Here is an 18,868-nt window from a genome sequence, read left to right on the forward strand (position 1 = left end):
CCCCACCCCCCACCCCACACCGGCACCCACTGCCCCGGCGAAATCGAAGTCGCCTCCACCGCCGGGGACTTCTGCGTCACCCCACTCCCCGCCCCGGCACCACCGCCAGTGCTTCAGGAACCACCACGAGCCGTGACGAGCTGATCGAGCACTCTCCTGACCAGCCGCCCCGGCCGCCCTGTTTCACTGACGCCGGACCACAAGCGGAAATCCCAGGTCAGGACTCATCTGACCTGACCTGGGGTTTTGTGTTCATTCGATCTGGCGGCTGCGGGGCCGACCGGTTGTTGTCGCGATCCTCTCCCCCCTCCTCTCGTGTCTAGCGGCATCTGGGGACGGCCGTCATCAGTAGCCGTCGTGGTTGGTGGGTGCCCAGGTATTTGCTGGCTCTCGGGGAGCGGCTGACGGTCGTCAGGTCCCATGAGGAGACGATGACGGAGCACGCCACGGCCGTCTCGGTCCACGCGAGGTGCTCACCGATGCACTTGTGGACGCCCGCCCCGAACGGGGTAAACGCGCCTGGGGGTGGAGCGGCCGTCCTGGTCCATCGATCGGGGTCGAAGCGTTGCGGATCGGGGTAGAGACGTGGGTCGGTGTGCATGGCCAGCGGGCTGAAGAGGATCTCCGCACCGGCCGGCACGTGTACGTGGCCGTAGTGGAACGGGTGCCTGGCTCGGCGGGTGAGGATCCATGTCGGGGTGTGCAGGCGGAGGTTTTCCTTGAGTACGTTGTGAAAGTAGGGCGCCTGCTGACGTGTCGCGGCAGCGGTGTTGCCGGCGGCATCGGTTTCTTGCCGCAGGCGGGAGCGGACGTCGGGGTGTTGGCTTATGTCGTGGAGGAGCCATGCCAGGGAAGCCGCGGTGGTCTCCACTCCGGCGAGGAGCATGGTGACCGCCTCGTCCTGGATCTGTTTGTCCGGGAGTTCGTGATGGGTGCCGGGGCCGAGTCCGCACATCAGCGGCAGGATTCCCGTGCCGCCGGTTTCGGTCTCCCCCGCACGGCTGCTGCCTGGGGGTTCGGTGCCTGGGGCTGCCGTCCGATGGGAAGCGATGATCTCGCCCAATGTTCCGCGCAGGTCCCGCGCTGCCCGGTCAAAGCGCACGCTGCCGGGCGTCGGCACTCGCCCGACGAAGCCGTCGGGGCGCAAGAGCCTGGGGATGAACCCGCGCAGCAGCACGGGCAGGGCGCGATCGACTCGTGCGACTACTCGGTCGGACGGCTCTGCCCTGAACAGCGTGCGCAGGACGATGCGGGTGGCCAGGGTCCGCGTCCACGTCACCACGTCGACCGCGTCACCCGGTCGCCACTGTGCGCACATGGCGACGCTCTCCGCCTCGGTCGCTTTTGCCCACGACGGGATGTGCCTGCGGTGGAAGGCGGGTTGGAGAAGCCGGCGCTGCCGCAGGTGATGGTCTCCGTCAGAGGCGAGCAGCCCGTCCCCCAGTACCGGCCCGGCCCGTTCGAAGAGTCTGCCCTTGTCGAAGTCGGTCCCATCGGTGACCAGGACACGGTGCACCAACTCCGGCGCGTTGAGTACGTAGACGGGCAGGGGGCCGACACGGATGACGACGAGATCGCCGTAGCCACGCACGTGACGCAGGAACTTGAGGGGGTCGGCCACCAGGGCGGGGAGGTGCCCCAAGCCCGGCACTCCGCCCGGTATCACGGCGGTGGGGTGGACGACGGCGGGTCGGGAGGTCATGGCACGTCCCTGCTCCAGCGCAGCGGACGCTGGGGAGGCTGGGGGCCGTCAGGTGAGGAGGTCATCGTCGTAGCCGGGCTCGTTCGCGGGGCGGGTGGCCTGCGCTGCGTAGCGCGCCGTCGTCGTCATCCAGGTGTTGTGCCCCCGCAACCAGTCCGCCAGGCCCTCACCGTAGGTCAGGACCACCTCGGTCTGTGCTCGAGAAATTGACAGGTCGGCGCATACGGAGGCGAGGTTGGCGTGCAGGTTGAAAAAGCGGCGCATGCTGGTGCGGACCGTCTGTTCCACCTGGGACGTGGCCTTGGGCAGTGAGGAGCCGTCGGTCCGCCGCAGCACCGCGACGAGGTTGTAGGCGTCGCCGCGCGCGGCTTCCTTGGGGTAGGAGTAGACGTCGTTGGTCATGAACGGCACCTGGGCGGCGGTCTTCCGCATCAGCCGCAGAGGGGGGCTGTGCCACAGCAGGCCTGTGGGTTCGGCGTGGACGAGGCGTTCGATCATGTCGAGTACGGACTCCGTCGCAGCGGTGCCGCCGCGTACCGCGTAGTACGTCTCCAGGTCAGGCTCGGGGCTTGTGTCGTGCGTCAGTGCTTCGTAGGACTGGGCGCAGAAGTAGCGCTCGAAGTGGTGTGCTGTGCGGGAGCGCCAGGCGGGCGTCATGCCGACTTGCGCCCGGCGCCAGGCATCCGTGAACGCCGTGACCAGCGGTGTCTGGTGTTCCCCGGCGGCTCGCCCGTGCACCACGTCGCACAACTCCTGACACACCGTACGGATGCGGTGGTCGACTCCGGCCAGGCCGGGGCGGTCGAATTGGTCGTCGAAGAGGAAGTAGAACGACTTGAAGTCCACGGCCAGGGTCAGGTCGGCCAATTCGACGGAAGGCCAGCACCTGGCGGCCAGTTCGGCAAGTCGCCACGATCGATAACGTTGCACCGCGGCGTGGGACTTCAGCATCCCGTGGTCACCGAGCCAGGCGAGGTTGGCCTGCTCGGCGTCGCGCTCGTGCGGGTTGGTCCTCGTGCTGTCGGGTATGTCGAAGCAAGGACGCATGACGTCCTCCTCATCGCAGATCCCAGAGGCAGGTCAGGTGCCTTGAGGTGGTCGAGCGAGCCTGGCCATCGAGCCATCCGTCTCGCCGGGAGATGCACGCTTCTGAGCGTCCGGCCCACCCCAGTAGGGCAGATTTCAGCCACCAGGTGAAGGGGTGTCACCTCCACTGGGCGTGAACGCGTTGCACGCTTGTGCAATCGTGAAGTGAGGGGTCGTGATCCATCCCTCCGAGGCAGGAACTCGTGACGCGGAACAGCGCGTCATGGTCCGGGATGCCGGGCGGTGCCTGGTAGACGACGAGGCGCCGGCCGTCCGCGCGGAAGATCTCCATCACCTCGAAGGCGAGGCACATCGAGCCGACCTCTGGGGGCTGGAAGTGCAGACACGGTTCGCGCACTATGAGCAGACACGGGGTATCCGGGGCGACGAAGGCGAAGGTTCGCCCGGCACGCATCCGTGGCGGCCTTCGGCTACGCAAACGAGCCGGCCCGATCCATCGGCGGCCGGGCCCGCACCGTAAGCCGGTACCGCGCGGCCGGCTGCCTCAGTGCGCCGCTGAGCGCCGGGCACGCGGGGCGAAGGCCAGACCGGGTTCCAGCGCCAGGCCGCCCACCGGTCGGCGTCCGCCAACGGCCCTGCCCGGTCGGCCAGCAGGGCGAGGACCTGGGCTCGGACGAGCTCCACCGCCTGGTGCTCCGCGTCGGCGATGATGCCGAGCCGCCGGCCGCGCACATCCTCGTTCTCTTCCTCGTTCTCGCCCTTCCACTGGAACCGGTCCAAGCAGGGGCCGATGACGAGATTGACGGTCAGCTCGGAGGCGTCGAACTCCCTCCGCCTTCGGGTCTTGGGGCACTCGAAGTCGACATACCAATTGCGCAGCCCGGTCCCCTGTGCCACCGTCCCGGCGCGAACTCCCACTCCCCCATCGCCATCGCGTCGAACGCCCCAGTGCGCACCGACCGGTCCCCGGCGGCACGGGCCTTGGCGTACAGCCGGCCACAGCGCCTCGGCACCCGGCGTACAGGCGGTCACCAGAGCCCCACTCACATCGGCGAGAACACGCAGTACCTGCTCACCCCATACCCGGCCACCGCGGTGCACATCGCGCCTTACCACCGCCTCCCCCACCTCGAAACTCCGCACCGCGCCCACACAAACACCCGAAGTAACGGAGCAGGGCAACCTCTGGAACCAGACCCACCCGACCCCCTACAACCCCACACACAGGGCGCAAAGCACGCGCATCAAGGCAGCGGAAGACGCGGCCCGGAACACAGCCGTGGAATCCAGCCGATGCCCGAGCCGCTGCGCCGTGCCGTCCACCAGCTCTTCTCCGAGGCACGGCTGTGACCTCGCTCACGCACTGCCCGCAGGCTTTCCCGCTCAGCACGGGGCCCGATCAGTCCAGACGGTAGGGCCGACGAAGGCCAATTGCAGGCCAGTTGCCGACGGACCCGCGAATCAGACGACCGTTGCCCGGCACAGACCAGGGCCGCTCCCGCCGCCGTCCGCCCATTCATCGGCCTGGCACAATGCCGCGTCATGACGACACAGCCGATATCTGCAGTCACCGAGTCGACGAGCAAGCCCACGCACCGGTGGCACCGTCACCCCGGTGTGCGCAGCAGCGGGGAGCTCACCTTGGGTGAGCGCGCCGCCGACCGGATGCGCAACTCCATGGGCTCCTGGGGCTTCGTCTTCGGCTCGCTGACCTTCCTTGCCCTGTGGATGGCGTTGAACGGCAACCACGGCTTCGACAAGTATCCGTTCATCCTGCTCAATCTCGTACTCTCCTGCCTGGCGGCCCTGCAGGGTGCGATCCTGCTGATCGCCGCGAAGCGCAGCGACCAGATCTCCAGCGAGCTGGCCGAGCACGACTACGCGACGGACGTGCGCTCGCAGGAACTGCTGGAGCAGTTGGTGACGAACTTCGAGGCGCTCACCGCCCAGCACGAGGAACTGCACCGGGAACTCGCGCGGGTGAACGCTCAGCTCGAAGCGCGGAAGTAGCCAAAGTAGTCGCAGGGCAGCCCGGGCGCACGGAGGCAGAGAGAGGTCACCACAGCCCTCCTCCTGCAGGCTGCCCTGCGGACCCGAACCAGCGCTCCACAACGCCTCTGCTCCCACCTGTGCTCACAAGGTGTTTTCCACCTCCGACGTGACGATCACGCGTGTACCGGCGCACGCCGTACACGTCACCGTTCGGTGCGGCCTCGACGTCAGCGGCTTGGGCACCCCAGCCCGTGGAGTACAGCGCGGTCAGGTCGATGCGGTGAAGGTCCACCAGCGCGCCCGGCAAGACCAGCGGAAGCGCCTGGATCATGCTCGTCATTCTGCGGGCCGGCACTGACAGTCAGTGCGCCGCAGAGTTGCGCGCAGCGCGTCGTTGTTCTTCCGACGCCCGGACTCAGGGCGCTGTCGGCACCGACAACGGTCTCGACTCCGCCGGACAGCAGATCACGGGGCCGGTACCAGTCGCGCATCTCCCTCTTGCCGCACTCCCCCGCCTGCGGCTTGGCGGCATGCCGGGCCAGGGTTTCCTCGAACGGCACGTCCAGGCAGTAGCCGTGGGTGGGGCCGCGGTGGTCGGCACGCAGCTGGGCGAGCATCTCGCCGTAGCGGTCGGCGTAGAGGGTGCCTTCAACAACGACGTGATACCCGGCGTCTAGGGCGTAGCGGGCGGTCAGGTCGATCAGGCCGATGTTCGCGGCTCCTGGCCGGTCGCGCTCGCGGAGGACGACGCGGCGGAGGTTGTCCTGGCCGACCAGGGCCAGGCCGCGACCGAACCTCCCCCGGAGGCCGGCCGCAACGGATGACTTCCCCGACGCGCTGTTGCCGCGCAGCACGACCAGCCGGGCTTCTTCGGTGCCCACCATCACGGCTGTCACGCTACCGACGGCCAGTGACATCACCCGCAGCAGCGTCCACGGATCCCACAAGGGTGCGACACGCTCGCCTCTGGAGCCCTGGGAAGCGTTTGTCAGCAGGTCAGCGCCGCAACGCGAAGGCTGTTGGGGTGGCGTGTTGCAGCTGCGGAGGTGCCCTCGTTGCCGGAGCCGCCCCGGGCCGGGGCAGTGCCCGGACAAGTGAATTTCCCTCGCGTACGCGGGCGCAGCCCTAGTGGCATGGGTCCAACTTGCCTGATTTCAAGGGGTGTTGATAGTGGCATTTCAGGCATTCCGTCACGTCATGTTCGTCAGTTCGAAGCGAACGAGCAAGAGCGAGAAATCTCATGGCACGACGAACCGAGTACGACGAGGGCCAGGCCGCAAAGCGCCTGAAGGTGCCCGCAGCCGCGTTCCGGTGGGCGCGGAACACCGGGCTCGTCCCGGCTCCGGACGCCCCCTCCTGGCAGTGGTCCCGAGCCGCTGTGGAGGCGATGGACGCCGACGCCGTCCGGGCTGCGATGCCCCGCCCGCCGATCTCCGGCGGCGTGGCGGCCGACCGGGTCGCCGCAGCCCTGGGCACGCCGAACGCAAGCAGCAAGAAGGCGAAGGTGGCGTCGTTCGTGGTCCGCCGGTTCATCGACCGCGGGCCGCTCACCGAGCTGAGCGCGAACCCGGACGGATCGCTGCTCCACCCCGGGCAAGTCTCGGAGGTCTGCCAGCGCGAGGACCTGGCGGCGCCGGCCGGCGCGGCGGCCCGCCGTCCTGGAAGTGAACTTCCCGTCATCGGCTGGTCGTTGAGCCGACCGCCGGGACACACGCGCCCCGGGCTGTCACGGCAGCGCCGGGGTGGGCCCGTGCGCTGTGGATGCGCTCCGCACGCTGCGGCACCGCGCCTTACGCGACCGTCTGCGGGTCGTCACTATCACCATCGGCTCACCAGCACCGGGCGCGGCGCGCTGTAAGGACCGCGGTGGGCCATGGAATGTGGCCCACTTCGCGGGCCCGAAGGGAGACCTTGACGAATCGCCGACTCGTCCCCCGCCAGCACATAGCTGCTGTCCTGACCGCCCGCGCCCTCGGCACCACCGGGCTGATCACCGCAGCCCCCGCTCACGCCGGCCCCCTCTGCCCCGGCCAAGTCGAAGTCGCCTCCACCGCAGGGACCGTCTGCATCACCCCACTCCCCGCCCCCGGCACCACCGTCAATGCTTCAGGAACCACCACCGTCACCAACAACACGCTGGTCCCGGCGAAAGTGATCAGCGACACCGGAGCAACCGCCAAGGTCGGTCCCGGCGATTTCATCCAGGAAGATGTCGAGCTTCAGTTCGAACTAATCCAGAGTGTGCAGTAGTCGAGGTAGACGGGTGAGATAGGGAGTGGCACGACGGACGCAACTGGGGAACAACAGCCCCCACCGCGCTGGGCCCACATCCAGACCGACGCCGCCGGACCGCTGCGCGGCAGCACGCCCGGCGTGTGAGGCCGCGGACGAGGTAAGGGTGCTCGCCGCCCTCGGCCTCGACCGGGCGGCGTGCCTCATCCAGAAGCGTGTCGATGATCGAAGGCGCCCCTACCGCAGAGCCCCGGGATGTCGTGACGGCGTTGACAAAAGGTGCCAGGTGCCGGGCGGAACCTCCGGACGTTCGCAGGTCAGGTGCCCGGGGGTAGGGGAGATCCACTGAGCATGTGCGGGGTCACCTCCCAGGAGGGAGTGGCCGCCGGCTACGGTGATCGCCAGTGCCGACTTCAGCTCCTCCGCCCCGCCGCCAGACATGCCGCCGCGCCGGGTGGGCCCGGCCCGGCCATCGCGCAGGCGGCGGTCCGCCGCGAAGCCGGAGTCCGCAGTTGCGCCGCCGGCGTTCCCCGAGCCGGGGAACCACCCAGGTCCGCCGCCAAGACCATGGAGTGAATGTCCGTGTCCGTCTGGCGATGTGAGGTATTCGTCGCGACGGAGTCGCGGGAGGGATTTCCCCGAGCGGCTCTCGCCAGTCACAATCACCCCGCGACTCCCCCGTTTCGCATGAACCGGGTCCGGTCCGCGCGGTGGCGACGCCCTCCGCCATGGACGGGTGCCGGCCGGTGCGGGGTGGGCGCATGCGGATGCGTGAAGGAGATGATCTCCCCTTCGAGGAGGCATGTCGGTGGAAGGAAGGCTGGCCATGACGTCGAACGTGCGCACGCAGGTCGAGGAGTTCATCCAGGGCGACCGGTTCGCCTGCCTGGCGGGACGCTCCGCCTGGCGCCGAGGCGGTATCACACACCGGCACTATGACCTGTTGGGGGGCGTCGAATCGGCTCGGCTGATGGCGTTCGACCTTGCGGAGTTCGTGAACGGGGCGGACTGGAGCGCTCGTTCGTTCACCAGCTTCATCGCGACCTTCGAGCGACCGAGGGGAGTGGATGAGCTGCGGTTCGAGGAACTCCTCTGGCAGCATCTGCAACTTCTGCACGAGGTGGACGCCGATACCCATCCCTGGGCCGACGGTTATGCGTCGGATCCGCAGGCAAAGGAGTTCGCCTACAGCGTCGCCGGCCATCCGTTCTTCGTGATAGGCCTGCACGAGACCCACCGCCGGTGGGGCCGCCGTCCCCCCTTCCCGATGCTGGCCTTCAACTCCCACAAACAGTTCGACCAGATCAAGGGTGCCGGTATGTGGGACCGACTGGCGGAAAAGATACGCAAGCAGGACATCAAGCTGCAGGGCGACATCAACCCCAATCTGACGGAGTACGAGGAACTCTCCGAGGCCCGTCGCTACTCCGGCCGCCCCAAGCCCGCCGAGTGGCAGTGCCCCTTCGCCGCCCGCGAGCCCGAACGGGAACTGACCCCGTCGGGCGCCTAGCCGCCCCGTGTCCGGGCGGCCCACGCGCCCGCCGGGCCGCCCGGACACACCCCCAGGCGTCGTGATCTTCGCCCTGGTCTTGGACCTGGTCCCGGTCCTCGGGCTGTTCCTCGGCGTGCACTGCGGACCACCGCCACGGGGGCCTGGGGAGGACTGCTTGCCGGCAGTGTCTTCCAGGGGGCGGTCACTGTCGCAGCTATCCGGCTCTGGCTCCGCTCATGAGTCGCCGGACACGCTGGAGACGTCGGACCCGCCGGGCAGATCCTGCGCCCTGTCGGTCCGCTCCGCGATCCGGCCTGCCCTTGCCCGTACGCCGATGCTGATGGCGCGCTCGTCCGGTGCGAAGTCGGGGTCGTGCGGATAGCTGGTGGTGAGGGGGCAGCCCGAAGGGATCGGCCGGCTTCCCCGGCCTCGTTGGATCAAGGCCGCCGCCGCAGCAGGTGCCTGTGGGCTGTGTGGCGACGGGTACGACATCGGCGACATGATCGGCCGGGCAGACCAGGACCCGAAACTCGCGCACCACTATGTGCCGATGGGCTGGCTGTGCTGGCACTGCCTGGTTCAGCGACAGCAGGGGCCGACCCGACGCGACCTGCTGCTGGGCTTGTTCCACGCCCTGTTCGCCGACGACGGGGTCGGATTGAACGGGCACGAGTGTGGCGAACTGCTGAATTGGCTGACCACGGATCCAGCGCTGCCCAAGAGCAAGCCGTGGATGGCTGACGCGCTGGAGACAACCCTGGAGCGGCTCCGCGCGAGCGCCGCTGAAGGAAAGCCGGTGACCTGGCTCAGCCTGCAGACCACGCACACCATCGTCGCCGTGATGCAGGAACCCGTCCCTTGGGGCGCTGGTCCCCTGGGGCCCGTGGTGTGTCTGCGGATCAGACGGTGGTTCCGGTGGAGCTGCGGGGTCGGTTGCGTGCCCACTTCTTGAGGTCGCCGACTCGGTGGAGTTGGTGCCGGCGGACTTCCTTGTCGCTCTCCCTCGTCGTCCTGGTGCACTCCCATGTCTCCGATCGCTGCGACACATCCGGTATTCGAGGTGGTAACCGACGATGCAGAACCGCTGTGCGGTCACCCGTGGTGCAGCCACAGGAGGAGGGCGATCGCGAAGAGTAGCCAGTCGGTGAGCCAGTGGGCCAGCAGGCCGGGCAGGATGGAGCCGGTCCGCCCGCGCAGCCAGGCCAGCGCGACGCCGAACACGAAGCCCACCGGGACCAGCACGAGGAAGTAGTGGATCCCGGCGAATAGCGCCGCGGTGATCAGCGCGACGGTCCACCACGGCAGCCGGCTGCGTAGCCAGCCAAACAGGATGCCCCGAAACGGCAGCTCTTCGGCGACGCCTGCCAGGAGGAAGGCACGTATCACGATGAGGGCCCAGTCCAGCGCGCCTGCCTGCGCGAAGCGGCTGTAGTCGGTCGCGTGGTGCACCACGCGAGAAGCGGGGCCGCCGCGTCGCCGATGATGAGGCCGTACACCCCGTACGCGGCGGCCAGCGCCGCCAGCGCGATCAGCCACGTGAGCGCGGCGAGCCGGTAGGCGCGCGGTGAGGCGGCGCGCAGGGCCAGCCGACCGCGGACCCCGGCCGGCCGCTGCACGGCCAGTGCCGCGAGCGGCAGCAGCAGGTGGACCAGCAGCACGACCCCGAGCGTCTGCGCCTGGTGGTCCGCGAGCCCCCGGCGGCGAACCATGCGCCCGTGGCCGAGGACCACGGACGCGGCGAGCCACAGGCCCAGCACTGCCGGCACGCTGCGGCCGGTCACCCGCATGAGGGGGGTCATGGGCGTCGCGTCCGCGGGGGCACCGGAGACCACCTTGCCGTTCAGGCCTGGATAGGTGCTGGACATCTGGAGTTGCTCCTCGGATGGGGGCCGCCGTCACGGTGCGGCGGGGTGGGGTTCGTTGCTGTGTGCCGTGCGCGGGCGGGTGCGGGGCAGCAGAGCCGCGACGAACAGCAGCCACACGATGCCGCCGAAGCGCACGACCGGCAGGAGGTACTCGAAACCGGAGGCCAGGAGGGTCGGGGTGGAGACCATTCCGACGGCCGCGAGGAGCAGCCCGGTCCAGGTCACGGCGCGCGGCAGCAGGCCGGCCAGCAGCCCCGTCACGGAGATTCCTGCGATGAGCAGGGCGTACGTCACCGCGTAGGCGGGACCGCCGGACAGGAAGGACAGGTCGCGGAGCGCGCGAGCGAGAGCTGGTGGGGCGTCTGCCGGCAGGTGGCCACCGCTCCAGGCGAACATCGCGCTGAGACTCAGCGCGCCGGAGGCCAGGACTCCCCCGACCAGCATGATCGCCGAGCCGGGCGCGGTGATGCCCAGTGCCCGCAGTCGTCGGTAGAGCACCGCAGCGCACAGCGCCAGCGGCACCGCGGACGCGAACAGCAGGAAGGCACCCAGTTTGATCACCGTGCCGAGGACATGCTCGTCGAGGGCGACAAGGCCGCCGTCCGCACCAGCGTTCACGGCGTGCCCGGACAGCAGCCACCGACCATGCTGGAGATCTTCCGAGTGCGCGACGGGCGCATCCCGGAACTGTGGGGCCTGTCGTGCCTGCGACGCTCCTGAAAGCAACGCACGGGATCCCGCGTGACCACGCCCAGCCCGGAGGCCAGTCCCTGATCACGCAACGGAAGACCGTGCCCGCCTCCGCGTCCTCGCCCCTCACCACCGCGCTGGGCCAACTCGCCGCCGCCGATCCTCCCGGCCTCGTTGCCCGCCTGAAAGTCGGCACTTCCCAACCCCCGCACATGGGCTTCCGCCCGCAAGCCTGGGCACCCCGGCCCGGAGTCGTTACCCCACATCTCAGCAAATGGCCACGGCAGCTTGCGATTGCCGCAGGGAGCCCAGGCCTATGTGCGCTTGGGGAACTTCCTTATACGTAAGGGAAGTTCTCCGCCCCGGCCATCGGCCAACTGCTGTGCACCTCCTGCCACACCCAGCACTCCCCCGCCCCCTGGCGCTAACTCGCCGCGCCGGTGCCACGCTCGCAGTGACCCACCGCCGCGTTCACCGGCCGCCACTCCCCCGCAAGCACTCGCGGCCCAACTGCCCGTTCTGCGTGATCGTCCACGACGGATCTCCGGCGGCAACCATTCACGAATGGCGCCGACGCCCTCGTGTTCCTGCCCGCCTACGCTCTTTGGTCCTCCGCATGCGGGAACGCACGGGCGGCATCGGCGGTGGTCCCGTCGGGCTTTCGCCCGACGCCTGCCGCGAGGACAGCGGGAAGGTCGGCCTCCAGGACGGCGGTGCGTACCGCCCGCTTCGATCCCCCGGCAGACGACGGAGAAGTGATCGTCTACACCGGAGACCTCGACGCGCTCGTGGCAGCCCTCGCGCAGACCGCTGAAGCAGGACCGCAGTCCCTTGCCGCTGCCGGTGGCGTACCGGCCGCGGTCTTCCCTCGGGGGTTGTCCGACGGACACCGCACACCCACACGGGCACCGTATGGGCCATGGCCGACAGGACGCATCAGCTTCTCGGCTACCGGTCATCGGTCATCGGTCATCGGTCATCGGTCATCGGTCATCGGTCACAACGCCCCGGTGGCCGATCGGTCGGCGGCCACCGTGTCCGGAAGTACGTTTCTCCATCACTCGGTGGCGCTGGATCACGTCATGTGCCAAGGCAACGGGTCATCGCACCGCGGGCCATGTTGCGCGACTTTGGCGCGATATCTACTGAATGCCCTGGTCCGGGCTGGTCTGGTCGTACCCCGGCATCGCGAACCTCCTCGGCCGGCCGGCCCGCGGCCCAGTGACTGCTGCTGTCGCATCCCTATCCGCAGGAGACCGGGGCTGCCCGGACAACGGCGGCCGATCCCACGGCCCGGTCGTCCTGTGCGGGCCAGCTACCCGGCCTATCGGATGTGCCGGGCGATGCCGGTTGCCTTGGCCATCAGGCCTTCGAGCGGCCCGCGGCGGAAGAACCGCGACCAGACGGTGGCGAACACCACGCTGGCGGCGATGAAGCCGAGCAAGACGGGCAGGGGCGATCCAGGCAGTTCCTCTATGCCAAGGAGCCTTATGCCGACGATGTGGAAGACGTACGCGGTCAGTGACATGGACCCGACCGCGATGGCCGGCCGGGCCAGGGCGTGCAGGCGTGGGACGACATCCATCGCGATCAGGCAGGTGGCTACGCCGGCTACGGCCACGCCGGTGTTGCCCACTATGGACAGGGTGGTCTCGCTGTGCGGGGAAGCCACCAACAGCCAGGCCAGGGTGTCGTACGTCGGGTAACCGGCGATGTCCGACCACCACGCGCTCGCCGCGCCCGGTCCGGCCACGTCGGTGAGGGCGTCGAGCGCGCCGGGGACGAGGTGCAGTGCCAGCCAGGAGCCCCCGTAACCGGCCACGGCAAGGAAGAAACCAGTGACGGCGAGGCGTGTGCGGACCACGGCGGAGGCCAGGTCGAGGCGGGCGACGGCCATGCCGACGATGACGAACGGGACCCATGTAAGGGCTGGGTAGCTGCCGGAGACGAGGAGGGAGACGATGCCATCGACCGCACCATGGCTCCGGGGCCCACCGTCGCCGATCGCCTGCATCGCGAGGTACAGCACCTGGGGGAAGATGACGGCCGCCCCCACCGCGATCACCGCCAGCGAACCGGCGCTCAGCCGGTAGAGCGGCAGCACGAGCAGGAAGTACACGCCGTAGAAGGCCAGGATGACCTCAACCGGGGTACCGGTCGAGGTGAGCGCGGTGCCCGCCACGAGCAGGACCACGGCCCGGATCACCACCTTGGCGATGGCCTGGCGGCCGGCAAGTCCGGTCTTCGGCGTGCTGCGCCCGGTGATGAGGACGACCGCGAAGCCCGCCAGGAAGGCGAAGAGCGCCGAAGCCCTGCCGTGAGCCAGCTCCATCAGGAAGCCGGTCACCCCGCGCTGGTCCGGGGAGGGGCCGACATGGGCCGCGTACATGCCGAAGACCGCCAGGCCGCGGGCCAGGTCGATGCCGACCAGCCGACCCGCCGCAGTCCTGCCGTCCTCGTGTGTCGGGGCCGGAACGCCCAGTGCGGGCGCTGCAACCTCTGTGCACCGTGTTGTCATGGTCTCCAAGCTGGGAAACGGAACGCATGTGATCCGGGTAGTGGCGGTGGACGTCGAGGCACTGCTCCGGTCCGGCTTCGGGCTGATCCTCAACGCAGCCGACAACGACATCGACGTCGCGCGCCCGCGACTGGGGCAGACACCGTCGACGCGGTCCGGAAGCACCGTCCCGACGCGTTCCTGCTCGACATCCAGATCCCGGACGTCGGCGGTCTCAGCATCTTGGGCGAGCTACCTACGGTACCCGACGCGCCCGTGGTGGCAATGCTCTCACGATCTTCGACACCGCCTGGCAAGCTCCCCCTGCCCTCGCCAGCCGCCGTCGTCCCGTACGTCTGGCGTCTGCTGTCGACTCCCGCCAGCCCCGCCCGGCCGAGTGGCCAGCGCAGGGAGTCATGCGCCAAGCCGTGCCGCACCTGGAGCTGGCGCGATGCCTGTCTGCCCATCGGCCGTCGCGGCGTGATGCGCCACCGAGTGGAGTTCCGCGCTGTGCTCGGATCGGCGATATCCACAGGCTCCGGCGCCTTCGCCCGCGCCCCTCTACGGTGCTATCCAGTCGATCACGTTGGTGCGGGATGCGGTACGGCGTGGTCGTGGAGGAGCTGGCGGTTGAGGTCGTGGCCGAGATGCCAAGCGACCAGGCCCGCAAAGAGGTACCCGGAGCTGATCGAAACGGTACGGAGAGATCCGCGCGCCTGGCCCGATGTCCGTGATCCTGGCGCACGGGAGGAAAACCAAGAGGCGTTCGGGCGCAGGTGCTGTATCCAGTACATGCCGCACGCCAGGGCGATCAAGGTCTGCTAGGACGGCTGGGCCGGTTGACCATGTGCTCCGCACGGCCAGGCGATCATGTCGTTGAGGTGCCGGCCATGATGTGCAGCGCGATCCGCAGCAGCGCTGGGGCTCGCCCGCAGGTTCGCCGTCGCGGGGAATGTCCCGTGACGCCGAACGTTGAGCGAAGGCCATCGGACTTTGAGTGCCTCGGAAGCAGGCTTCCTCTGAACGCACTGCGCCTGCAAGGAGCTTGCCAACTCAGAGAGAAGCACGGTTCTGACCAGTCGGCTGGGAGCGAACTTCTTCGTGAACACCCCCGACATCCTGCACACCTGCCTCCAGCGCGAGGGTGGGCCCGCCTGCGAAGTCCGCGCCGTGCCCCCCCTCTCGTCGACCTGGGGCATCCAATCCGGCTACGAACCGCGCAAGAACGCCCCTCCGGCCAGGCAGCGAGGAGTACCTCAACTCGGAGAAGTACCAACTCAGGCCGCACGACTGGGACACCGCCAGACGCGAAGGACGCACCATCCCCCTCATCACCCGCTTCAACACCATCCGACGGGCAGAGCCCTGCCCTACGGCACCTGCGCGACTGGCGTTGATGGCCACCCTGCTCGGGATCATCGCCGCCCGTTGACCTGCAGTTTTTGCTGCTGGGAGATCTGAGGGTGCCCACTCACGATCTCCCAGCGGCACCGGTACACAAGGCAGCTGGCCGGGCGACGCCCTCTGGAAGATCCGCAGCGCTTGCAACAGTTCCTGCCGCCGGGGCTCGGTCGAGTCCTTCCGGTGAGCTGGACGCCTTGGGACATGAGGGATGTCGGACCTGCGGCGCCCCCTTGACCACCGGGCCTGACCTGCGGAAACACCCGGCCCTTGGAGACGGGGCGGGGAGGGGGTGATGGGGGGCTGCGGAGAGGGTCTTTCGGTCCCGGACAAGGGTCGGCTCGGGCTCGCCGGCGGTGCTCGCCACGGGTTGCTCCTGGTTGGTGGGGCGGGCCTATCCCGCCATTCACCTTCTAGAGGTGCCGTTTCGCGCGGGGGTGTGACGTCGATCTTCGGGTATTACCGAGCCATGAGCACATCGTGAGGCGCGCACAGGGACAAGGCTTCTCCCCCGCCCAGCCCCAGGCGTTTCAGAATGAGGTGCTGTGGCTCGGCGAGAGGCTGTCAGTGTCGAGGCGGTGAAGGACCTGCGTGAACTCGCCGTTCTCGATCAGGCCGGTGAGTACCTCGGCCATGCTGCCCATGCCGGCGTCGCGGACGGTCAGCCCGTCCGAAACACCAGAAGTAGCGGCCTCCCAAAGCCTCGCCGCCTGCGGCCCAACGCTCCATCAAAACCTCGACCTGGGCAACGGTGAACATGGTCACGCTCCACCGCGAGCCGTCCCATAGCCGCACTTCGACATCGGCGTTGTCCACGGTCTCCGTGGTTCTCACCGGCACCCGGCAGGAACGCGGCCTCATGGGGCCGGTATCGGTTGGCTGCCGGCGGTGGGCGGTGACCTATCGGTGATCTGTCGGCGGTAGACGGTCGTCTATCGGTGACCTGTCGACGGCTGCCGGGATCTTGGAGCTGGTTGGCGCCGACCACCAACGGCACCGGCCACCATCAGCGCATCGTCCCGACCTACTGGAACGGTGCTCCGGGCGTGATCTGCCGGGTGTCCGCCCAGCGGTCCGCGATCTGGAAGGAAGCACCATGACCACTCCGATCACGATCATCGGCGCCGGGCTCGGCGGCCTCACGCTGGCCCGCGTCCTGCACGTCCACGGAATCCCGGTCACGGTCTACGAGGCGGAGCCCTCCCCGACGGCGCGTTCGCAGGGCGGGATGCTCGACATCCACGACTACAACGGGCAGCTCGCCCTCAAGGCGGCCGGCCTGATGGACGAGTTCCGTGGCCTCATCCTGGAGGGCCGCCAGGCGATGCGTGTCCTCGACCGGGACGGGACCGTCCTGTTCGACAAAGCCGACGACGGCACGGGTGGACGCCCCGAGGTGCACCGCGGCGAGCTGCGACAGATCCTGCTCGACTCACTACCCGTCGGCACCGTCCGATGGGGGCACAAGGTCAGCAGTACCCGTGCCCTCGGCGAAGGCCGCCAGAAGGTGACCTTCGCCGACGGCAGCACCGTCGTCACGAGCCTGCTGGTCGGCGCCGACGGCGCGTGGTCACGGGTCCGGCCGCTGCTCTCCGATGCCACACCCGAGTACGTCGGCAGGTCGTTCGTCGAGACCTGGCTGTTCGACAGCGACACCCGGCACCCTGCCGCCGCGAAAGCGGTCGGCGGCGGGTCGCTGCTCGCGCTCGCACCCGGCAAGGGCATCCAGGCTCACCGGGAAAGCGGCGGCACCCTGCACACCTACGTGGCGCTGTCCAAGCCGCAGGACTGGTTCGCCGCCATCGATTTCACCGATCCCGCCGCGGCAACCGCCCGGATCGCGCAGGAGTTTGACGGCTGGGCACCGGAGCTCACCGAGCTGATCACCGACAGTGACACCGCACCGGTCCTGCGCCTCCTCAACAGCCTGCCGATCGGGCACCGCTGGGATCGGGTGCCGGGGGTGGCCCTGGTCGGCGACGCCGCCCACCTCTCGGCCCCGAACGGCGAAGGCGCCAACCTGGCCATGTACGACGGCGCCGAACTCGGCAAGGCCCTAGCCGCACACCCCGACGATATCGAGGCCGCCCTCACCGAGTATGAGCAGGCCATGTTCCCCCGCAGCACCGAAGCCGCCACCGAAGGCGCCGAACTCCACGGGCTCATGTTCGGCGGCAACGCACCCCACAGCCTGATCGCCGCGTTCACCGGACACGAGCAGGCCCAATAGAGCATTCGCCGTCGTGTGAGCCTCGGGGCATCGATGAACCAGCCGAGACAAGGCGCAGTCTCGGCTCGCCTCGCAGCGCCGTGGCCGTGGCCGTGGCCGTGAGATTGGCGTCCAAGGCTGAAGCACATGATCGCCCGGACAATTCATAGTGAAGGCGCTCGCGCTGGGTCACCGCCGTCCGCCGGACCGCATGGACGGCAGCGGCCAGCACCAGCAACAGCCCGACTCCGCCGGGCAGTACGCCCTTCGCCGTCCCCGACTACCCCTTCGTCCCGGCGATCGGCAGGACCACATGCGCCGGGTCGTAGACCACCGACGCCTGGTCGGCGAGGAGCGGCTCCAAGCGCTCGCACGTACGGCTCGACGCCTGCAACTGCCGCGAGTCGCCGTGGGGCAGACCGACCGGACAGATGTAGTCCTTGCCGCCGTACGTCCGCGTGGCGAGATGGTCGACGACGGTCGCCATGCCCTCCTTACCCAATGCGTCGAGGTAGAGACGCGGGGAGCCAATGCCCACGCCGGTGATCAGCGCCGCGAAGCCGAGCCCCGCGACCTGACCAGCCACCTCGTGCCCCGCCGAGCGCGGCATCCTTCGCGTGAGCCAGAAGATGTAGCGGAGCGTGAACGCGGCGCTGGTGCCGAGCGCGGGCCAGCGCCCGGCCTCCACGGCAACGAGCCCGCAGGCCGCCACCGCGGCGAGGGCGCAGGCACGAAGTGGAGCAGGCAATCAACGTCCTCAAAAACTTCCGGGCTGCGGCCACGGGGTTCGACAAACGCCCCTAAATCTTCCACGGCACCGTCATCGTCGCCTCGATCCGACTCTGGCTCCGCTCGTGATCCGCAACTGGCTGGTCGTCCGAGTCCGCAGCCGACGGCGGTACCTCGACGACGAAGAACAGGAAGCAGGTTTTGGTCGAAAGGTCATCGAAGCCGTCGGGGAACAGCTCACGGGCGGCAGGGTCGGGCTGCGGCTCGCTGATGACGGAAAGACGGAAGCCGGCGGTGGTGAAGGCTTCGATCATCGCGTGCATCGGCCTGCGCCAGAACCTCATCGGGACGGACTGCCCGTTGAACGTCCAGTCGAATGTATAGCTAGTGGTCGCAAAGTAGTCAGGCCGAGGATCCTGGAACGTGTAGGCCACGAAAGGATGGTCCACCGACGCGATCAGCCGGCCGCCGGGCCTGATCACTCGCCGCAACTCGGCCAGTGTCGGCCCCCAGTCCTCCAGGTAGTGCAGCACCAGCGACGCGACCACGTCGTCGAACGCACCGTCGGCGAACGGCAGGCGGTCGCGCAGGTCGACCATGTGCAGGGCCGCATCGTCACCGAGCCGCCGCCTGGCCAACGCCAACATCCCGGCGCTGGCGTCGATGCCGGTGACGTCGGCACCGCGGTCGCGTAGCGCAGCGGACAGGGGGCCCGAGCCACAGCCGGCGTCCAGGATCCGGCGACCGGATACGTCTCCGGCCAGGGCCAACATCGCAGGCCGCGCGTAGTACGCGTTCACGAGGTTGTTCTCGGTTTCCGCCGAGTACGCCTCGGCGAAGCTGTCGTAGTCATTCACCCGCGCCGGATCTGCAGACTGGGCGAGACTCTCGGGCACATCGGTCACTCGGTCCATCGTCGCAGACTAGTAGTCACATGATCCGCCGGACAGGGCCTAATACTGCAACCGCATGTGGGGGTCGTGGCCTCGGCGTTGGTAGTGGCAGCGGCGGG

18 protein-coding genes and 3 pseudogenes are annotated in these 18,868 nt (G+C 68.8%); 8 read left to right on the forward strand and 13 right to left on the reverse strand.

The features are described 5' to 3' along the window. Nucleotides 1–319: 319 nt before the first annotated feature. The 4 genes from IEZ17_RS39595 to IEZ17_RS39605 form a co-directional block, all read right to left on the reverse strand. Entirely contained in the window at nucleotides 320–1,702 is a 1,383-nt protein-coding gene (locus IEZ17_RS39595; RefSeq protein WP_189308479.1) for a cytochrome P450, read from the reverse strand. A 48-nt stretch (nucleotides 1,703–1,750) separates the two neighbouring features. Beyond that, nucleotides 1,751–2,749, reverse strand: a complete 999-nt coding sequence (locus tag IEZ17_RS39600) for a terpene synthase family protein (RefSeq protein WP_189308480.1) — start codon at nucleotides 2,747–2,749, stop codon at nucleotides 1,751–1,753. Nucleotides 2,750–2,906: 157 nt separating this feature from the next. Next, nucleotides 2,907–3,146: a hypothetical protein gene (locus IEZ17_RS43555; RefSeq protein WP_229853080.1), complete on the reverse strand. Its 240-nt coding sequence runs from the start codon at nucleotides 3,144–3,146 to the stop codon at nucleotides 2,907–2,909. Continuing rightward, a complete protein-coding gene (locus IEZ17_RS39605; protein ID WP_189308481.1) occupies nucleotides 3,146–3,646 on the reverse strand; it encodes a hypothetical protein in 501 nt (166 codons plus the stop codon). Before IEZ17_RS39605 ends, IEZ17_RS43555 begins: the two co-directional genes overlap by 1 nt. Before the next feature lie 645 nt (nucleotides 3,647–4,291). Here IEZ17_RS39605 and IEZ17_RS39610 point away from each other — a divergent pair. Further along, entirely contained in the window at nucleotides 4,292–4,759 is a 468-nt protein-coding gene (locus IEZ17_RS39610) for a DUF1003 domain-containing protein (RefSeq protein ID WP_189308482.1), read from the forward strand. Nucleotides 4,760–5,139: 380 nt separating this feature from the next. Here IEZ17_RS39610 and IEZ17_RS39615 read toward each other — a convergent pair. Next, nucleotides 5,140–5,625, reverse strand: a pseudogene (locus tag IEZ17_RS39615) (AAA family ATPase); the annotation flags it as partial. Nucleotides 5,626–5,981: 356 nt separating this feature from the next. Here IEZ17_RS39615 and IEZ17_RS43560 point away from each other — a divergent pair. From IEZ17_RS43560 to gntA, 3 genes are all read left to right on the forward strand, one after another. Beyond that, nucleotides 5,982–6,599, forward strand: a complete 618-nt coding sequence (locus IEZ17_RS43560; protein ID WP_229853081.1) for a hypothetical protein — start codon at nucleotides 5,982–5,984, stop codon at nucleotides 6,597–6,599. Between the two features lie 53 nt (nucleotides 6,600–6,652). After that, nucleotides 6,653–6,991, forward strand: coding sequence for a hypothetical protein (locus IEZ17_RS39625; protein WP_189308483.1), 339 nt, complete (start codon nucleotides 6,653–6,655; stop codon nucleotides 6,989–6,991). An 808-nt stretch (nucleotides 6,992–7,799) separates the two neighbouring features. After that, nucleotides 7,800–8,483, forward strand: a complete 684-nt coding sequence (gntA, locus tag IEZ17_RS39630) for a guanitoxin biosynthesis heme-dependent pre-guanitoxin N-hydroxylase GntA (protein WP_189308484.1) — start codon at nucleotides 7,800–7,802, stop codon at nucleotides 8,481–8,483. 216 nt (nucleotides 8,484–8,699) lie between these two features. Here the strand turns inward: gntA and IEZ17_RS39635 are convergent, their stop codons facing one another. Next, a complete protein-coding gene (locus IEZ17_RS39635) occupies nucleotides 8,700–8,957 on the reverse strand; it encodes a hypothetical protein (RefSeq protein ID WP_308427752.1) in 258 nt (85 codons plus the stop codon). Between the two features lie 7 nt (nucleotides 8,958–8,964). Between IEZ17_RS39635 and IEZ17_RS39640 the strand changes: the two genes are divergently transcribed. Then, the gene (locus IEZ17_RS39640) at nucleotides 8,965–9,417 is read left to right on the forward strand and encodes a hypothetical protein (RefSeq protein WP_189308485.1); all 453 of its coding nucleotides are present in this window, start codon (nucleotides 8,965–8,967) and stop codon (nucleotides 9,415–9,417) included. 140 nt (nucleotides 9,418–9,557) lie between these two features. On the opposite strand, the gene IEZ17_RS39645 is transcribed toward IEZ17_RS39640, so the two are convergent. From IEZ17_RS39645 to IEZ17_RS39660, 4 genes are all read right to left on the reverse strand, one after another. Then, nucleotides 9,558–9,851, reverse strand: a complete 294-nt coding sequence (locus tag IEZ17_RS39645) for a CPBP family intramembrane glutamic endopeptidase (RefSeq protein WP_189308486.1) — start codon at nucleotides 9,849–9,851, stop codon at nucleotides 9,558–9,560. Continuing rightward, the gene (locus IEZ17_RS39650) at nucleotides 9,848–10,330 is read right to left on the reverse strand and encodes a hypothetical protein (protein WP_189308487.1); all 483 of its coding nucleotides are present in this window, start codon (nucleotides 10,328–10,330) and stop codon (nucleotides 9,848–9,850) included. Before IEZ17_RS39650 ends, IEZ17_RS39645 begins: the two co-directional genes overlap by 4 nt. Before the next feature lie 30 nt (nucleotides 10,331–10,360). Next, nucleotides 10,361–10,948, reverse strand: a complete 588-nt coding sequence (locus IEZ17_RS39655) for a DUF4386 domain-containing protein (protein WP_229853082.1) — start codon at nucleotides 10,946–10,948, stop codon at nucleotides 10,361–10,363. A gap of 1,396 nt (nucleotides 10,949–12,344) precedes the next feature. After that, nucleotides 12,345–13,538 carry a DUF418 domain-containing protein gene (locus IEZ17_RS39660; protein WP_189308488.1) on the reverse strand — a complete coding sequence of 398 codons (1,194 nt, stop codon included), beginning with the start codon at nucleotides 13,536–13,538 and terminating at the stop codon, nucleotides 12,345–12,347. 1,065 nt (nucleotides 13,539–14,603) lie between these two features. Between IEZ17_RS39660 and IEZ17_RS43575 the strand changes: the two are divergent. Further along, nucleotides 14,604–14,905 (forward strand): annotated as a pseudogene (locus IEZ17_RS43575) (alpha-1,4-glucan--maltose-1-phosphate maltosyltransferase); the annotation flags it as partial. 543 nt (nucleotides 14,906–15,448) lie between these two features. Here the strand turns inward: IEZ17_RS43575 and IEZ17_RS43580 are convergent. Beyond that, nucleotides 15,449–15,822: pseudogene (locus IEZ17_RS43580) on the reverse strand (hypothetical protein). Between the two features lie 70 nt (nucleotides 15,823–15,892). Here IEZ17_RS43580 and IEZ17_RS44055 point away from each other — a divergent pair. Further along, nucleotides 15,893–16,018, forward strand: coding sequence for a hypothetical protein (locus IEZ17_RS44055; RefSeq protein ID WP_268249895.1), 126 nt, complete (start codon nucleotides 15,893–15,895; stop codon nucleotides 16,016–16,018). Next, nucleotides 16,015–17,148 carry an FAD-dependent oxidoreductase gene (locus IEZ17_RS39670; RefSeq protein WP_189308489.1) on the forward strand — a complete coding sequence of 378 codons (1,134 nt, stop codon included), beginning with the start codon at nucleotides 16,015–16,017 and terminating at the stop codon, nucleotides 17,146–17,148. The genes IEZ17_RS44055 and IEZ17_RS39670 overlap by 4 nt, the downstream gene beginning before the upstream one ends. A 259-nt stretch (nucleotides 17,149–17,407) precedes the next feature. On the opposite strand, the gene IEZ17_RS39675 is transcribed toward IEZ17_RS39670, so the two are convergent. Together IEZ17_RS39675 and IEZ17_RS39680 are read right to left on the reverse strand one after the other, a co-directional pair. Continuing rightward, nucleotides 17,408–17,875 carry a hypothetical protein gene (locus tag IEZ17_RS39675; protein ID WP_189308490.1) on the reverse strand — a complete coding sequence of 156 codons (468 nt, stop codon included), beginning with the start codon at nucleotides 17,873–17,875 and terminating at the stop codon, nucleotides 17,408–17,410. A gap of 52 nt (nucleotides 17,876–17,927) precedes the next feature. Further along, nucleotides 17,928–18,770, reverse strand: a complete 843-nt coding sequence (locus IEZ17_RS39680) for a class I SAM-dependent methyltransferase (protein WP_189308491.1) — start codon at nucleotides 18,768–18,770, stop codon at nucleotides 17,928–17,930. Nucleotides 18,771–18,868: the final 98 nt, after the last annotated feature.

The sequence above is a fragment of the Streptomyces albospinus genome (genome assembly GCF_014648695.1).
GTDB lineage: Bacteria > Actinomycetota > Actinomycetes > Streptomycetales > Streptomycetaceae > Streptomyces > Streptomyces albospinus.

What these genes read in the sequence shown, in the direction of transcription:
- IEZ17_RS39595 (WP_189308479.1), bottom strand. Translation starts at nt 1,702, where the DNA reads ATGACCTCCCGACCCGCCGTCGTCCACCCCACCGCCGTGATACCGGGC.
- IEZ17_RS39600 (WP_189308480.1), bottom strand. Translation starts at nt 2,749, where the DNA reads ATGCGTCCTTGCTTCGACATACCCGACAGCACGAGGACCAACCCGCAC.
- IEZ17_RS39610 (WP_189308482.1), top strand. Translation starts at nt 4,292, where the DNA reads ATGACGACACAGCCGATATCTGCAGTCACCGAGTCGACGAGCAAGCCC.
- IEZ17_RS43560 (WP_229853081.1), top strand. Translation starts at nt 5,982, where the DNA reads ATGGCACGACGAACCGAGTACGACGAGGGCCAGGCCGCAAAGCGCCTG.
- gntA (WP_189308484.1), top strand. Translation starts at nt 7,800, where the DNA reads ATGACGTCGAACGTGCGCACGCAGGTCGAGGAGTTCATCCAGGGCGAC.
- IEZ17_RS39635 (WP_308427752.1), bottom strand. Translation starts at nt 8,957, where the DNA reads ATGTCGTACCCGTCGCCACACAGCCCACAGGCACCTGCTGCGGCGGCG.
- IEZ17_RS39640 (WP_189308485.1), top strand. Translation starts at nt 8,965, where the DNA reads ATGATCGGCCGGGCAGACCAGGACCCGAAACTCGCGCACCACTATGTG.
- IEZ17_RS39650 (WP_189308487.1), bottom strand. Translation starts at nt 10,330, where the DNA reads ATGTCCAGCACCTATCCAGGCCTGAACGGCAAGGTGGTCTCCGGTGCC.
- IEZ17_RS39660 (WP_189308488.1), bottom strand. Translation starts at nt 13,538, where the DNA reads ATGACAACACGGTGCACAGAGGTTGCAGCGCCCGCACTGGGCGTTCCG.
- IEZ17_RS39670 (WP_189308489.1), top strand. Translation starts at nt 16,015, where the DNA reads ATGACCACTCCGATCACGATCATCGGCGCCGGGCTCGGCGGCCTCACG.
- IEZ17_RS39680 (WP_189308491.1), bottom strand. Translation starts at nt 18,770, where the DNA reads ATGGACCGAGTGACCGATGTGCCCGAGAGTCTCGCCCAGTCTGCAGAT.